Source organism: Bradyrhizobium genosp. P (assembly GCF_049949265.1).
Classification (GTDB): Bacteria; Pseudomonadota; Alphaproteobacteria; order Rhizobiales; family Xanthobacteraceae; genus Bradyrhizobium.
Genome location: NZ_CP188195.1, coordinates 4,846,185 through 4,860,922, shown reverse-complemented (window position 1 = coordinate 4,860,922; position 14,738 = coordinate 4,846,185). Strand labels below are relative to the sequence as shown.

Sequence of the window (14,738 nt, the reverse complement as noted above, 5' to 3'; positions counted from 1 at the left end):
CACTCTGAGAGATCGCTGAAACGATGAAACGCCCTCTGCAGCTCGGCCGTGCGGTCGAATGGCCGCAAAGCCCCGAGAAGGCAACGCTCGACCGCGTGCCCAATCCGCAGGCCGGGACCGATTATCTGGTACGTTTCACGATTCCGGAATTCACCTCGATCTGCCCGGTGACGGGGCAGCCGGATTTCGCTCATCTGATGATCGACTTTGTGCCGGGCCGCTGGTTGCTCGAATCCAAGTCGCTGAAACTCTACGCCGCGAGTTTTCGCAACCATGGCGCCTTCCACGAGGACTGCACCGTGATGATCGGCAAACGCATCGCCAACGAGATCAAGCCGAAATGGCTGCGCATCGGTGGCTACTGGTATCCGCGCGGCGGCATCCCGATCGATGTGTTCTTCCAGACCGGCCGGCTGCCGAAGGGCATCTGGGTGCCCGACCAAGGCGTCGCGCCCTATCGCGGGCGCGGCTAGCCAGCTGCGCGCGACATTGTCCGGCCCCGAACGCGGACGGCGCAATCGCAGCAGAGCTCGCTGATGATTCCCGACGCACTGCGACCGGCATCGTTGGCCCCTCGCCGATCGTCACAACACGACAACAAAACAATCACATCCGGCAACGTGCAGCCATGAAGCGTCACGGCTCGCCTTGCTGATTTGCGCGCCAACGCTTTCGTGATGCGCTCGGAACACGCGCGGAAGCAGCGGAAGCAATTGAGCGATCGACTCGATTCGCAGCGCGAAGAAAGTTCCTCGATCTGCGGAAAAATTTGGGCGGCCGATCGTCACATAGGCGTCGCCTACCATGTGTTTCTTCCCGTTTCTAACGTCACACTAGGGAGGATCACATGGTTACGATCAGCGGGATGAAAACCTTCGCGTCAGGCGCGCCGCTTGGCGCCACGGCCCCGGATTCCATCACGGCGGCGAACGGAACCGTCTTCGTCGAATATGGCAACAACGCCGATTCAACCGGCGCCGGCGGCTCTAGCACGATCGTGCAATATGACAAGAATGGCGATGTCGAGCAGAAATACACGATCGCCGGTTCAGTCGATGGACTGAAATACAATCCATACACCGGACAGATCTGGGCGCTGCAGAACCAGGACGGAAACTCCACGCTGACGCTGATCGATCCCGTCACGCACAAGGTGACCGGTCCCCTGAGCTTCGCCAATCCATCGGCGACGAGCGGCTACGACGATGTCGTGTTCAAGGGCGACAAGGTGTTTCTGAGCTACACCAATCCGAACGGCACCGGCGATCCGACGCTGGTGGAATTGCTCAACGGCGACCATCCGAGCGGGACACTGCTGACGACGACGATCCTGACCGACGGTGCCACCGGCCTCGACACGGTCACCGGCAAGACCGAGGTCGTTCCGCAGACCGACCCGGATTCGCTGAAGCTCGCCGCCAATGGTGATCTGATCTTCTCCAGTGCAGCCGACGGCTCGATCATCGATATCCAAAACCCCGGAACAGCCAGCCAGGCGATTTCGTTCACGCCGATTGCCGGAATCCCCGCGGGCTCCGTCGGCAATGCCGGCCTCGATGACGTGATCAAGCCCAGCGCGACGGCGGGCACGTTCTACATGACCGATACGAAATCGGGAAACGTCTACTCGTTCCACGCCAGCGGCCTCAACATCAACGACTATTACGCGTCGGTCGCGAGCCTGGGCGGCTTTGGTCAGGTCGATCCGACCACCGGCGCCTTCACGCCGCTCGTCACCGGACCGAATTTTGCTGCCGCGCACGGCCTGCTCTTCATTCCCGACAAGAATGCGCCTGAGGTGGCGCATGTCGATTCGATCCATACGTTCGCCAGCGCCCCGAACGGCGTGACCGGGCTCGACTCGATCGCGCTCGCCGGCAAGTACGTGTTTGTTGAATACGGCAACGGCGTCGATTCGACCGGCGCGGTGCCGGGCAACAGCACGATCATCCAGTACGACAGCGCCGGCCATTTCGTGCACGCCTATTCGATCGCGGGATCGGTCGACGGACTGAAATACAACCCCGAAACCGGAATGGTCTGGGCGCTGCAAAACCAGGACGGCCGCTCCTCGCTGTCGTTGATCGACCCCAACACCCAGAGCGTGACGGCCCATTTCGACTATGCCAATCCGTCCACCTCGCGCGGCTATGACGACGTCGTGTTCAAGGGCAATGAGGTGTTCCTGAGCTACACTAACCCGACCGGCAATGGCGATCCGACCATCGTCAAACTGCTGAACGGCACGAGCCCGAAGCCCGGCGACCTCCTCACCACCGCTCCGGTGCTGCTCGACGGTGCGATGGGATATGACACGGTGACCGGCAAGATGGAGGTGGTGCCGCAGACCGATCCGGATTCGCTGAAGCTCGCCGCCAATGGCGACTTGATCTTCTCCAGCGCAGCCGACGGCACGATCATCGACATCCAGAATCCCGGCACGTCCAAACAGGCGATTGCATTCACCCCGATCCAGGGTATTCCTGCGGGCTCGGTGGGGAATGCCGGGCTCGATGACGTCATCAAGCCGAACGCGACGTCTGGCACCTTCTATATTTCGGACGCGAAGGATGGCCACGTCCTGTCGGTGCATGTCAGCGATCTCGATCCGAACGCCTACTATGCCTCGGTCGCGGCGCTCGGTGCCTTCGGTCAGGTCGACGAGAACACCGGTGCCTTCACCGCGCTGGTCTCTCAGGACAACGCGCCGGGATTCAGCTTCGGCTCACCGCATGGGGTGACGTTCGTTCCCGACAAGAACGCGGCGCCGTTTCCGCATATCGACACCGTCAAGACTTTCCAGGCTCCCATCGACGGTTCGACCCAGCCGGATTCCGTCGCCACCGCACACGGCTCGACCTTCGTCGAGTACGGCAATGGCGCCGATTCGACCGGCGCCGGCGGCTCGAGCACCATCGTGCAGTATGACAAGCACGGCGATATCGAGTTCAGCTACTCGCTCACAGGATCGGTCGATGGCCTGAAATACAACCCTGTGACAGGCGATATCTGGGCGCTGCAGAACCAGGACGGCAACCCCAGCCTGACGCTGATCAACCCGGAGACGCACGCGGTCTCGGCGCCGCTCGACTACGCGGATTCGTCCGCCAGCCGCGGCTACGACGACGTGGCGTTCAAGGGCAACGACGTGTTCCTGAGCTACACCAATCCGGTCAACAAGGGCGATGCGACCGTTGTCGAGCTGCTCAACGGCGATCATCCGACCGGCACGCTTGAGACCAAGCCGATCCTTGCCTTTGGCGCAATGGGCCTGGACACCGTGACCGGCAAGATCGAAGTCATGCCCCAGAATGATCCCGAACTCGTTGAAGCTCGCGCCAAACGGCGACCTGTTGCTGTCGAGCGGCGACGACGGCACCATCATCGACATCAAGAGTCCCGGCACCGCGCACCAGTCCGTCTCGTTCACGCAGATCGCCGGCGTCGGTGGCGGTACCCCGGCGGGACTCGACGACGTCATCGAGACCGGCGCCACATCAGGCACGTTCACGCTGACGGATACGGCGACCAATAAGGTCTTTTCGTTCCACGCGTCAGACCTGAACCCCAACGACTTCTACGCCTCCGTCGGAAGCCTGAAGGCGTTCGGCCAGGTCGATCCGCACACCGGGGCCTTCACGCCCTTGCTGTCCGCCGACAACGCGCCGGGGTTCAACTTCAGTTCGCCGCACGGCGTCAGCTTCACGCCAGATGCCTCGCCGGCAACCGCAAAAGTGGCGAGCTCCACCGGCGATGGTTTCGTATTCCCCAGTGGCGGGACGGCGGCCGGCAACGCAACGAGCGGCATCCCGCATACGCCCATTGGAGGTCCCTCACCCGCCGCGGACGCACTTGCGCAGCTCGCGTCCGAGGCCTCCCAGGCCGCGCATGGCGCCTATGATGGGCAGCACGACGCATTTGCTGTTCATGCCGGGATCGACATGCACGGCTTCCATCTGGCCTGACGGTTGAATATCCGACAACGGGGTTGCGAGCGGATCGATCCGCTCGCAGCCCCGCTCCCCCTCAAAGGTCCGCGCGCGCATCCGCCGGTCGGGTCTGGCGCAAGAACCGCGCGCAGACGAAGCCAAGCACGATGATAACACCAGCGGCAGTCGCCAGCGTCGCCGTCTTGCCGGCCTGTTGCAGGCCGAAGCCATAGGCGATCGGGCCCAGCGTTTGGCCCATGAAGAAGAAGAACGAGTGCAGCGACAGCGCGGTGGCGCGCGCCTCGACCGACAGTTCGCTGGCGAACACCTGCAAGCAGCCGTGGATCATGTAGAAGCCCCAGCCCATCACCAACAGGCTCAGCATCTGCGCCTTCCAGCCGAGGCCAAAGGCGATCACGCCGAGCTGCATGCCAACCAGCGTCGCGCCCGCGATCATCATGCCCCTGACGCCGAGCCATGGCAGCATGCGCGATACCGTCAGCGTGTAGAACAGCCCGCCGATCGCAAAGCCGGCGATCACGATGCCTGCGATCGACAGCGAGGTCTCGCCCAGTTGAAACAGGAACGAGGCGATGAAGGGAAACAGCCCGAGCACGCAGCAGCCTTCGACGAAGACCGCCGAGTAGCAGATTCGCGCGTTCGGATTGGTGAAAATGGTGCGGTAGCCATGGCGTAGCGCGGTCAGGCTCGTCCGCGGCGGATGCGACAGCGCCGCGCCGCGAAAGCCCGCCGCCACCGCAATCGCGACGATGATCACGAGGCCGCCGAGTACCGCCAGCACACCGCGCCAGCCGAGGAGATCGCCGATCAGCCCGGAGGCTGTCGCGCCGAGCAGGTTGCCCGTCATCGAGCCTGCAAGCGTCCGCCCGATCGCGAGCTGGCGCTTGTCGGCGCCGACGAGATCGCTGGTCAGCGACAGCGCCACCGGAAACACGCCGCCGGAGCCGATGCCGGCGAGAATGCGGGTCACGAACAGCATCGGGAACGAGGTCGAGAGTGCGCCGAGGATGTTGGCGACGCCGAGCAGCACGAGGCAGATGGTCATCAGTCGCGCCTTGCCGAACAGGTCGGCGGCGGCGCCGACCGCCGGCTGGATGATCGCGAAGGTGAAAGCGAACACCGCGGCAAAGCTCGCTGCGGTCGCGATATTGACGTCGAAATCCTCGGCGACATGCGGCAGCACGGGATCGAGCGCGCGCACCGACAGGCTCGCGGCGAACGTCGCCAGCGTGATGATGTTGAGGACCGGCGGCATGCCGCTCGTTGCGGGCACGTCGCGTCCGCCTCGTCAGGTCGCGGTCTTGGCGAGCGCGTCGAAGGCCATCAGCCGCCTGACCAGGGATTCGAAGTCGCGCAGCGGCACCATGTTCGGACCGTCCGACGGCGCATGATCGGGATCGGGATGGGTTTCGATGAACACGCCTGCCACGCCCACGGCGACTGCCGCACGCGCCAGCACCGGCACGAATTCGCGCTCGCCGCCTGACGACGTCCCCTTCCCGCCCGGCTGCTGCACCGAATGGGTGGCGTCGAAGATGACAGGCGCGCCGGTGGTGCGCGCCAGGATCGGCAGCGCGCGCATGTCCGAGACCAGCGTGTTGTAGCCGAACGATGCGCCGCGCTCGGTGACGAGCACATTGGCATTGCCGGCGCCGGTGATCTTGGCGACCACGTTCGCCATGTCCCACGGCGCCAGGAACTGGCCCTTCTTGACGTTGACGACCTTGCCGGTCGCCGCCGCCGCCAGCAGCAGATCGGTCTGCCGGCAAAGAAATGCCGGGATCTGCAGCACGTCGACTGCCTGCGCCACCTCGGCGCATTGGCCGGGTTCGTGCACGTCGGTCAGCACGGGCAGGCCCAGCGAGGTGCGAATCTCGGCAAAAATCGGCAACGCCTCCGCCAGGCCGATGCCACGCGCGGCTGATACGCTGGTGCGGTTGGCCTTGTCGAACGAGGTCTTGTAGACCAGCCCTACCCCGAGCCTGACCGCGATCTCCTTCAGCGCGGCGGCGACTTCGAGCGCATGCGTGCGGCTCTCCAGCTGGCAGGGACCTGCGATGATCTGTAGCGGCAACGCATTGCCGAATTTAACCGATCCGGCGGCAACGACAGGCGCGGCGGCGTGAGCGGAAACGTGACTAGTCAAAATGCTGCATCCTTTTGCCGGCGACCATGCAATCTCGTTGGGGGTGGATCAAGCCATCCCGCGAACAACGGGGTGCGCTGGCGCCGGGGTTCTCTATGGCATCACATTCCCGCCATAACCACCCTTATACCCTGCCCCGGGACTGATGGCATGAGGGATCAATGCGCACACGGCTTGTGATCGGAGCTATCGCCGCCTTTTTCACGATTTCCGGTCTGGTGCACGCTCAGAACGGCAACCAGCCTGGCGTCGTCACCAGCGGCGCCTCCGGCGTTATCGTCAACGGCAAGCCGGCCGCGCGCAGCGGCGACACGACCAGCAATGGCGGTCCGCTTGTCGAAGGCGTACCCAACGTCCTGATCAACGGCAAGCCGGCGGTCGTCACCGGGGACCGCACGCATTGCGGCGGCAAGGCGGTCACGGGCAGCCACGGCGTCTTCGTCAACGGCAAGCCGATGGTCCGCGAAGGCGATCAGACCTCAGGCTGCGCGAATTAGGGCGCGATGCGATCGGATTGAATCGTCATCGCGCCTTGTCATCGCGCTCTCACGTCGAGTCACTTAACCGACGAGAACGAAGTCGGCACCAACAACTGGTTGACGATGTTGAGAACGATCTGGCCGTCCTCCTCGGTCTTGGCGCGCGCGGTGATCCATTCCGGGTCGGACTGGAACGCAGCCCATTTCTTGTCCCGCTCGGCAAGCGATTCCCAGGCCAGGAGATAGGTCAGCTCCTGGTTGGATTCGCCGACCAGCGTCGTGAAGAAGCCGGCCTGCTTGATGCCGTGCTTCTCCCACAGCTTCAGCGTGATGGTCTCGAAACGCTTCAGCAGTGCCGGCAGCCGGCCCGGCAGGCAGCGATAGACGCGGCTCTCGTAAATCATTGGCGGTCCTCCCTTGAGTGTTGCGCGAGTGGTTATAGCGAGCGGGTTGCACACTGTCTTGAGGGAGCGGCAACATGGCACCCCTGCCCGCCCCGCCGGGACAGAATCCCGCAATGCTGCAGCAATGATACTTGTCCTGGAATGGACCGTTCGGAGCCGGCGGCCTCATTCGCCCGCGGTCGCGTCCTGACCTGCCGAGGCGGCAAGTTCGAGAACCCTGCGGCCATGGCGCTCGATCTCGTCGCGCGCGATCTGGACGTCGAGTTCGAGTTTCGCGTCCGCCATGAATTTCGGCCGGTTCGCCGTGCCGCAATGCGGGCAGTCGCGCTCGCTGGAAGACATGTACTCGTAGCAGGACTGGCACAGGACGAGCCGCCCGCGCTTGCGCGGCTTGTCGTCCAGGCCGAGCGAGCGCGGCGCGCGCGAACCGTCCTCATGCTCCAGCCTGACCTCGAAGCAACCGACCGCGAACGGTTCGTCCGGCGCGTCTGCGACCTTCACGATCCGCTCACGCAACCCGCGCCCCGCAAGCGTGGTCGCGCGATAATAGCAATAGGGATTGTCACCCCGGCGTCCTTCCAGGACGTGTGAAACCCAGGTGCAGCCACCCCGGCACACGTTCCAGTAGTAACAGGAACCGCAAAAGCTCCGCCCGCGATTGCCATCACGCCGGACGGTTCGCGAGGCCAGCGCCTGCAGTGCCTCCTCGATCGTGCTGGTCCGCGCTTCGCCGCCCGCGAAATGCGAATTCGGCAGCGAAGGACAGCCCTTGATGGTGCCGTCGGCCTCGAGGCCCAACGTCGTCTCGCCGGCCGTGCAGCCGCCCCAGTGCGCGACGTCATCGGTCAGCGAACGCGGGCTACGGCCACATGGTGTTCTACCTCGCCTGCGTGACGAATTGCCGCGTTCGGGCGATCGAGATTGTCCCGCAACGTTGCGCCGCGATGCTGCGAACGCAACGCCAGCTCGGCCTCACCGATGTCGATGTGATCCACGGCGAAGCGCTCGCGGCGAACTATCAGGACGTCAGCTATCTGTTTCTGAACAATCCCTTCTTCCCCGACCTCGCCCGCCAATTCGTGCGCAAGCTGGCGGCTTCAGGGGCGGCAGGAATGACCGTGATCGCCATCAACAACATCGTCGATGCGCTGCGCGACCACGCAGCCTTCACCGAGTTGAAAGTCGATGTTGATATTCCGAACTATCGGTTCGGCGTCTTTCGCATCCGTCACCTCGCGCAGGTCAAGGCGCAGACCAGAGCCGCTACACCAGCCGGCTCTGCTTCGCCGCGGCCTCGATAAACGACGCGAACAGAGGATGCGGCTCAAAGGGGCGCGATTTCAGTTCGGGATGGAATTGCACGCCGATGAACCAGGGATGGTCCTCATATTCGACGATCTCGGGCAGCACGCCGTCCGGTGACAGTCCCGAGAAGCGCAGACCGTGCTGCTCGAGCCGGTCCTTGTAGGCGGTGTTGACCTCATAGCGATGGCGGTGCCGCTCGGAGATCTCGGTCGCGCCGCCATAGACCTGCGAGACACGGCTGCCGCGATTCAAGGCTGCGGGATACGCGCCGAGCCGCATCGTGCCGCCGAGATTGCCGCTCTGCGTGCGCTGTTCCAGCTCGTTGCCGCGCAGCCATTCCGTCATCAGGCCAACCAGCGGCTCCTTGGTCGGGCCGAACTCGGTGGAGTTTGCATCCTCGATGCCGACCAGATTGCGCGCCGCCTCGATGACAGCCATCTGCATGCCGAAGCAGATGCCGAAATACGGCACGTCGCGCTCGCGGGCGAATTGCGCCGCGCGGATCTTGCCCTCGGCGCCGCGCTGGCCGAAGCCGCCGGGCACCAGGATCCCGTTGACGTGCTCCAGGAACGGCGCCGGGTCCTCATTCTCGAACACCTCGCTCTCGATCCAGTCGAGATTGACCTTCACCTTGTTGGCAATGCCGCCATGCGAGAGCGCCTCGATCAGCGACTTGTAGGCGTCCTTCATGCCGGTGTACTTGCCGACGATCGCGATCGTCACCGCGCCTTCCGGGTTGCGGACGCGCTCGTTGATGACGTTCCAGCTCGAGAGCGCCGGCGGAATCTTGGGCGCAATGCCGAACGCGGCCAGCACTTCGTCGTCGAGGCCGGCGGCATGATAGGCCTCGGGGACCGCATAGATGTTGTCGACGTCGCGCGCCTCGATCACAGCGCTTTCGCGCACGTTGCAGAACAGGCCGAGCTTGCGCCGCTCCTCCTTTGGAATCTCGCGGTCGGTGCGGCAGAGCAGGATGTCCGGCTGGATGCCGATCGAGCGCAGCTCCTTCACCGAGTGCTGCGTCGGCTTTGTCTTGAGCTCACCGGCACTTGGAATGTACGGCAGCAGCGTCAGGTGAATGTAGACCGCGTGATCGCGCGGCAATTCGGTCTGGAGCTGGCGAATCGCCTCGAAGAACGGCAAGCCCTCGATGTCGCCGACAGTGCCGCCGATCTCGACGAGCACGAAATCGTACTCGTCGTTGCCATCAAGCACGAATTCCTTGATCGCGTTGGTGACGTGCGGGACCACCTGGATGGTGGCGCCGAGATAGTCGCCGCGGCGTTCCTTGGTGATGATGTCCTGGTAGATGCGCCCGGTCGTGATGTTGTCGGCCTTGGTGGCCGGCCGCCCGGTGAACCGCTCATAATGGCCGAGATCGAGATCGGTCTCGGCACCGTCATCGGTCACGAACACTTCGCCGTGCTGATACGGCGACATCGTTCCGGGATCGAGGTTGAGATAAGGGTCGAGCTTGCGGAGGCGGACCTTGTACCCGCGAGCCTGCAGCAGCGCGCCAAGTGCCGCCGATGCCAGACCCTTTCCGAGCGAAGAAACCACGCCGCCGGTGATGAAGATATACCGCGCCATGGGACTCAACCTTTAATCCGACTGCCGCGATTCGCAAAACGAATCGGCATCTCCCGGCAAACAATTTGCCGGGCTGTGGGTGGCGTTAAATTGAAAGCGATTTCAGAGCACTAATGGGGACTTCTAATGCAGGATGCCAGAGCTGCGTCCTGCATGGCCACCCTGCTTTATTGCGACCGTGGCGCCTGCGGGCCGCCCGGGGCCTGCGGAGGCTGCTGCTCGTCGGCCTTCTTCAGCGAATCGAGGATGCCACCCGAGGTCGGCGCACTCATCGGCGCGGCCGGGCTAGCCGGCTGTGATTGCGACGGCGCGCCGATGCCAATGATCGAACTCGGCTTGCGGTCGTAGCCCGCGTACCAGTTCAGGAACAGGCTGGTCAGGAAGAAGCCCGCTGCCAGCACTGCGGTCGTCCGCGTCAACAGATTCGCGGTACCGCGGCTCGACATGAAGCCGGCGCCGCCACCCATGCCGAGGCCACCGCCTTCGGACTTCTGCAGCAGCACGGAACCGATCAGAACGGTGACGATCATGAGGTGAATAACGATAACGACAGTCTGCATCGCAAGCCTTCCGTCACAAGCTGCCAAGCGGCCAGACAAACGGCGCTATCGGCTTTGCGGGTTTTCGTGAAGTCGCGCCCTGTTACACGATTGGACCGGGCATTGTCACCCCCGAGATAGTTGCAGTGTCGTGGATGGCAAGCGAGGCGGCCGGAGAGCCCACCATGTGCCGATCGTGATCTTGATCGCGGCCTCCAATTTCTATTATAATAGACAAATGGATACTTTAGTGGATGATTTGAGCCAACGCCTGGCGCGGCGCATCAGGCTGGAACGCGACGGAAGGGGCTGGTCGCTGGCGGACCTTGCCGAACGTTCCGGCGTCTCCAAGGCCACGATCAGCAAGATCGAGCGCACCGAGGTCAGCCCCACCGCCGTCGTGCTGGTGCGGCTCGCCGGTGCCTTCGACCTCACGCTCGCCGGCCTGATGTTGCGCGCCGAGGGCCAGGGTGAGCGGCTGTCGCGCGCCGCCGAGCAGCCGGTCTGGCGCGATCCCCAGACGGGCTATTTGCGCAAACAAGTATTCAGCCGCCCCGACCACCCGGTCGAACTGGTTCGGGTCGAGCTGCCGCCGAAACAGCGGGTGACCCTCCCCGCCTCGTCCTACGCCCATATCCGCCAGCTGGTCTGGGTATTGAGCGGCAGCCTCGTCATCACCGAAGGCGGCAGCCGTCATGCGCTTGCGGCCGGCGATTGCCTCGGCTTCGGCCCTCCGGTGGAGACCACCTTTGCCAACGAGACCAATACCGCCTGCATTTATGTCGTCGCGCTGGCCCGGAGCTGATGGATGCCGTCCTTCGTCGTCAAACCGCTGCAAGACCTGCCGCCGATTCGCAAGGCGCTCGGCGAAATGCTGGTCGAGACCGTCGCCAGCGGCGGCTCCGTGAGCTTCATGCATCCGCTGCCGCTGGATGACGCCCGCACGTTCTGGAAGGATTCGCTCGGCGCGGCCGCTCGCGGCGAGCGATTGGTGCTCGGCGCGCTCGACGGCGATGATCTGATCGGCACCGTGACGTTGCTGTTGAACCTGCCGCCGAACCAGCCGCATCGCGCTGAGATCGCCAAGATGATGACGCGTGTGGCCCATCGCCATCGCGGCGTGGCGACTGCGTTGATGCAGGCCGCCGAACAGCTTGCGATCGAACACGGGCGCACGTTGCTGGTGCTCGACACCGCCGTCGAGGACGGCGCCGCCAAACTCTATGAAAGGCTGGGTTTCCAGCTCTCAGGGATCATCCCGGATTACGCGCTGAAGCCGCATGGCGGCCTCACCGGCACGATGATCTATTGGAAGCGGATCGGCTAACAGCCCGCCGCGATCGCCAGAAAATCGACGGCCTTCAGGCTGGCCCCCCCGACGAGCGCACCGTTCACATTGGCGACCGCCATCAGTTCGGCTGCATTCGACGGCTTGACCGAGCCGCCATAAAGGATCCGGATCTTGTCGCCCTCGCCTTTGAAGCGATCGGTGAGCTGACCTCGGATAAACCGATGAACATCCTCGACATCCTTCAGCGTCGGAGTAAGGCCGGTGCCGATCGCCCAGACCGGCTCATAGGCCACCACCAGATTGGCAGCGGTCGCGCCCTCAGGCAGCGAGCCATTGAGCTGGGTGCCGCAGATGTGGAGGGTCTTGCCGGCATCGCGCTGCTCGCGCGTCTCGCCGATGCAGACGATCGCGGTCAGCCCCGCCCGCCAGACCGCCTCCGCCTTCTGGCGGACCAGCGCGTCGGTCTCGCCATGGTCGGCGCGGCGCTCGGAATGGCCGACAATGATGGCAACGGCGCCCAGATCCGCAAACATTTCCGCCGAGAGGTCGCCGGTGTGGGCGCCCGATGCCTTGGGATGGCAATCCTGGGCCCCGACCGCGACCTTGCCGCCGCGCGCCTTGTCGGCAAAAGTCGCAACCAGGGTCGCCGGTGGGCAGACCAGCAGATCGGCCTTTCCGGCCACGGCGGCGGCCCCCGCCAACATCGCCTCGAACTCAACAAAAGAGGATTTCAGGCCATTCATCTTCCAATTGCCGGCGATCAGTGGCCGGATGGCGTCGGTCATGTCAGGGTTCCCATCAGTCAAGCGCGCTCTTATGCGCTAGCAGAGGCGGGCCTGGACTTCCAGAGAGTGGGTTTATCGCGCCACGCGATGTTCACCGAACAGCTGTCTCACTCGGTGGCTTCTCAGTCCTTCTTGCCCAGAGCGTATCGCCGCTTTTGGCGCGGTTAACCGCTCCCATCCGTCTGCACGGGCGAGTTGCGGGGCCGCTTCCGCCACTTTATAAGCATTTTCAATTCGGTGACGCCCTGCTGCGGGACTTGAGTTCCCATCTTGGGCACGACCCGGTTTCCCTCCTGTAAAATAAGTTGGACCCATGCTTCGAGGAATGCGGAAAGCCTCATCAAACTGGCTCGGCAAGACGATTATGGCCGTGGTGATGGGCGTTTTGATCGTCAGTTTTGGTGTTTGGGGCATTGCCGATATCTTCAGGGGCTTTGGCCAGTCGACGCTCGCCAAGGTCGGCGGCACCGAGATTTCGGCCGAGCAGTTCCGCCAGATCTACACCGACCGCCTGCAGCAGCTCAGCCGCCAGTTCGGCCGCCCCTTGAGCCCCGACCAGGCGCGCGCCTTCGGGCTTGACCGGCAGGTGCTGCAGCAGACGCTGGCCGAAGCCGCGATGGACGAGGAAGCCCGTCGCATGGGCCTCAACCAGTCCGACGAAGAGGTGCTGCACACGATCTATAACGATCCGAACTTCAAGGGCCTCAACGGCCAGTTCGAGCCGCAACGCTTCCAGTCGGTGATCCGCAACTTCGGCTACACCGAAGGGCGCTACATTGCCGAGCAGCGCCGCGTCGGCCTGCGGCGCCAGATCGCCAGCTCCATTTCGGCCGGGGTCGAGCCGCCGAAATCGATGATCGAGGCGCTGACGCGCTTCCAGAACGAGCAGCGCTCGATCGACTACATCAAGCTCGATGCCACCCAGGCGGGCACCATCGAGGCGCCGTCGCCCGAGGTGCTCGCCGCCTATTTCGAGGACCACAAGGCTCAGTTCCGCGCGCCCGAATACCGCAAGATCGCCTTCGTCGCGATCACGCCCGAAGCAATCGGCAAATGGGAAACCGTCTCCGACGACGACGCCAAGAAGGTCTTCGAGCAGCACCGCGACCAGCTCAGCACACCGGAGAAGCGCGAGGTCTCGCAGATCGTGTTCCCGAACGTCGACGAGGCGCAAGCCGCGCGCACCCGCATCACCTCGGGGACCTCGTTCGACGACATCGCCACGGAGCGCAAGCTCAATTTGTCCGACGTCAATCTCGGCCTGGTGACAAAGTCGGCGATCCTCGATCCGGCGGTCGGCGATGCTGCGTTCTCGCTGCCGTCCGGCGAGGTCAGCCAGCCGGTGCAGGGACGCTTCGGCGTGGCGCTGGTCAAGGTCGGCAAGATCGAGCCCGGCGTGACGCCGAGCTACGAAAGCTTCGCGACCCAGGTGAAGAACCAGATCGCCAGCGAGCGCGCCCGCACCAAGGTCGGCGAGCTGCGCGACAAGATGGAAGACGAGCGCGGCGGGGGCGCCAGCGTGGTCGAGGCTGGCCAGAAGCTCGGCCTTACGCCGGTCACGGTCGACGCCGTCGATCGGTCGGGCCGGCTGCCGAACGGCGAGCTCGCGCCGAACATCCCGCCCAAGCTCGACGTGGTGTCGCAGGCCTTCAACAGCGACGTCGGCGTCGACAATGACCCGATCCAGTTCAACGGCGGCTATGTCTGGTACGACGTACTCGCCATCACGCCGTCGCGCGAGCGCAGCCTCGACGAGGTCCGTCCCCAGGTCGAGGCGAAATGGCGCGAGGACCAGATCTCCACCAAGCTACGCGCCAAGGCGACCGAGATCGTCCAGAAGCTCGACAGCGGCGGCAAACTTGCCGACGAGGCGACCGCTGTTGGGGCCAACGTCGAGACAGCCGCCAACTTCCAGCGCGACGCGTCGTTGCCCGGTGTGCCGGCAGCGGTGGTCACCGCGGCGTTCCGCACCGCCAAGGACAGCGACGGCCAGACGCCGGCCGCTGGTGGCAGCGAATGGATCGTGTTCCGCGTCACCGACGTCACGGTGCCCCCGGTCGACTTTACCTCCGATGCGGTCAAGAAGCTTCAGGAAGCCGTGCGGCGCTCGTTGAGCGACGAGCAGGTCGCGCAATATGTGGCGAAGATCGAGTCCAATATCGGCGTGACCGTCAACGAGGCCGCCTTCGCACAGGTGACAGGCGCGAATAATTGAGCATGATCCGGCAACGGGGGCACCGGTTCTCCTC

The 14,738-nt window shown here is 64.1% G+C and carries 15 protein-coding genes; 7 read left to right on the top strand and 8 right to left on the bottom strand.

What is annotated here, in order from left to right; translation table 11 throughout:
• The first annotated feature begins 23 nt into the window (after nucleotides 1-23).
• Nucleotides 24-473 (top strand): preQ(1) synthase, encoded by a 450-nt coding sequence (gene queF, locus ACP2YO_RS23525; protein ID WP_426442938.1) that lies wholly within the window; start codon nucleotides 24-26, stop codon nucleotides 471-473.
• A gap of 111 nt (nucleotides 474-584) precedes the next feature.
• Here queF and ACP2YO_RS23520 read toward each other — a convergent pair whose 3' ends face one another.
• Nucleotides 585-806 (bottom strand): hypothetical protein, encoded by a 222-nt coding sequence (locus ACP2YO_RS23520; protein WP_426442937.1) that lies wholly within the window; start codon nucleotides 804-806, stop codon nucleotides 585-587.
• Between the two features lie 41 nt (nucleotides 807-847).
• Here ACP2YO_RS23520 and ACP2YO_RS23515 point away from each other — a divergent pair, with 41 nt between their 5' ends.
• Nucleotides 848-3,535, top strand: a complete 2,688-nt coding sequence (locus ACP2YO_RS23515) for a hypothetical protein (RefSeq protein WP_426442936.1) — start codon at nucleotides 848-850, stop codon at nucleotides 3,533-3,535.
• 491 nt (nucleotides 3,536-4,026) lie between these two features.
• On the opposite strand, the gene ACP2YO_RS23510 is transcribed toward ACP2YO_RS23515, so the two are convergent.
• Both ACP2YO_RS23510 and kdsA read right to left on the bottom strand, forming a co-directional pair.
• A complete protein-coding gene (locus ACP2YO_RS23510) occupies nucleotides 4,027-5,205 on the bottom strand; it encodes an MFS transporter (RefSeq protein WP_426443297.1) in 1,179 nt (392 codons plus the stop codon).
• A 33-nt stretch (nucleotides 5,206-5,238) separates the two neighbouring features.
• Entirely contained in the window at nucleotides 5,239-6,096 is an 858-nt protein-coding gene (gene kdsA / locus ACP2YO_RS23505; RefSeq protein ID WP_426442935.1) for a 3-deoxy-8-phosphooctulonate synthase, read from the bottom strand.
• Nucleotides 6,097-6,257: 161 nt separating this feature from the next.
• On the opposite strand from kdsA, the gene ACP2YO_RS23500 reads away from it, so the two are divergent.
• Nucleotides 6,258-6,593, top strand: coding sequence for a PAAR domain-containing protein (locus ACP2YO_RS23500; RefSeq protein ID WP_426442934.1), 336 nt, complete (start codon nucleotides 6,258-6,260; stop codon nucleotides 6,591-6,593).
• Nucleotides 6,594-6,652: 59 nt separating this feature from the next.
• Here ACP2YO_RS23500 and ACP2YO_RS23495 read toward each other — a convergent pair whose 3' ends face one another.
• Both ACP2YO_RS23495 and ACP2YO_RS23490 read right to left on the bottom strand, forming a co-directional pair.
• Complete coding sequence (locus ACP2YO_RS23495) at nucleotides 6,653-6,979, bottom strand: NIPSNAP family protein (protein ID WP_426442933.1); 327 nt, start codon at nucleotides 6,977-6,979, stop codon at nucleotides 6,653-6,655.
• Between the two features lie 165 nt (nucleotides 6,980-7,144).
• Nucleotides 7,145-7,828 carry an SPASM domain-containing protein gene (locus ACP2YO_RS23490; protein WP_426443296.1) on the bottom strand — a complete coding sequence of 228 codons (684 nt, stop codon included), beginning with the start codon at nucleotides 7,826-7,828 and terminating at the stop codon, nucleotides 7,145-7,147.
• Between the two features lie 20 nt (nucleotides 7,829-7,848).
• Between ACP2YO_RS23490 and ACP2YO_RS23485 the strand changes: the two genes are divergently transcribed.
• On the top strand, nucleotides 7,849-8,280 hold the full coding sequence (locus ACP2YO_RS23485; protein ID WP_426442932.1) for a hypothetical protein: 432 nt from the start codon (nucleotides 7,849-7,851) through the stop codon (nucleotides 8,278-8,280).
• Here ACP2YO_RS23485 and ACP2YO_RS23480 read toward each other — a convergent pair.
• Complete coding sequence (locus ACP2YO_RS23480; RefSeq protein WP_426442931.1) at nucleotides 8,243-9,874, bottom strand: CTP synthase; 1,632 nt, start codon at nucleotides 9,872-9,874, stop codon at nucleotides 8,243-8,245. The two genes, ACP2YO_RS23485 and ACP2YO_RS23480, sit on opposite strands and share 38 nt — an antisense overlap.
• Nucleotides 9,875-10,041: 167 nt before the next feature.
• Nucleotides 10,042-10,434 carry a preprotein translocase subunit SecG gene (gene secG / locus ACP2YO_RS23475; RefSeq protein WP_426442930.1) on the bottom strand — a complete coding sequence of 131 codons (393 nt, stop codon included), beginning with the start codon at nucleotides 10,432-10,434 and terminating at the stop codon, nucleotides 10,042-10,044.
• Between the two features lie 217 nt (nucleotides 10,435-10,651).
• Between secG and ACP2YO_RS23470 the strand changes: the two genes are divergently transcribed.
• Both ACP2YO_RS23470 and ACP2YO_RS23465 read left to right on the top strand, forming a co-directional pair.
• Nucleotides 10,652-11,218 carry a helix-turn-helix domain-containing protein gene (locus tag ACP2YO_RS23470; protein ID WP_426443295.1) on the top strand — a complete coding sequence of 189 codons (567 nt, stop codon included), beginning with the start codon at nucleotides 10,652-10,654 and terminating at the stop codon, nucleotides 11,216-11,218.
• Between the two features lie 3 nt (nucleotides 11,219-11,221).
• A complete protein-coding gene (locus tag ACP2YO_RS23465; protein ID WP_426442929.1) occupies nucleotides 11,222-11,740 on the top strand; it encodes a GNAT family N-acetyltransferase in 519 nt (172 codons plus the stop codon).
• Here the strand turns inward: ACP2YO_RS23465 and tpiA are convergent.
• Nucleotides 11,737-12,489, bottom strand: coding sequence for a triose-phosphate isomerase (gene tpiA / locus ACP2YO_RS23460; RefSeq protein WP_426442928.1), 753 nt, complete (start codon nucleotides 12,487-12,489; stop codon nucleotides 11,737-11,739). The genes ACP2YO_RS23465 and tpiA overlap by 4 nt on opposite strands.
• A 313-nt stretch (nucleotides 12,490-12,802) precedes the next feature.
• Between tpiA and ACP2YO_RS23455 the strand changes: the two genes are divergently transcribed.
• Nucleotides 12,803-14,704, top strand: coding sequence for a SurA N-terminal domain-containing protein (locus tag ACP2YO_RS23455; RefSeq protein ID WP_426442927.1), 1,902 nt, complete (start codon nucleotides 12,803-12,805; stop codon nucleotides 14,702-14,704).
• The last annotated feature ends 34 nt before the right edge of the window (nucleotides 14,705-14,738 follow it).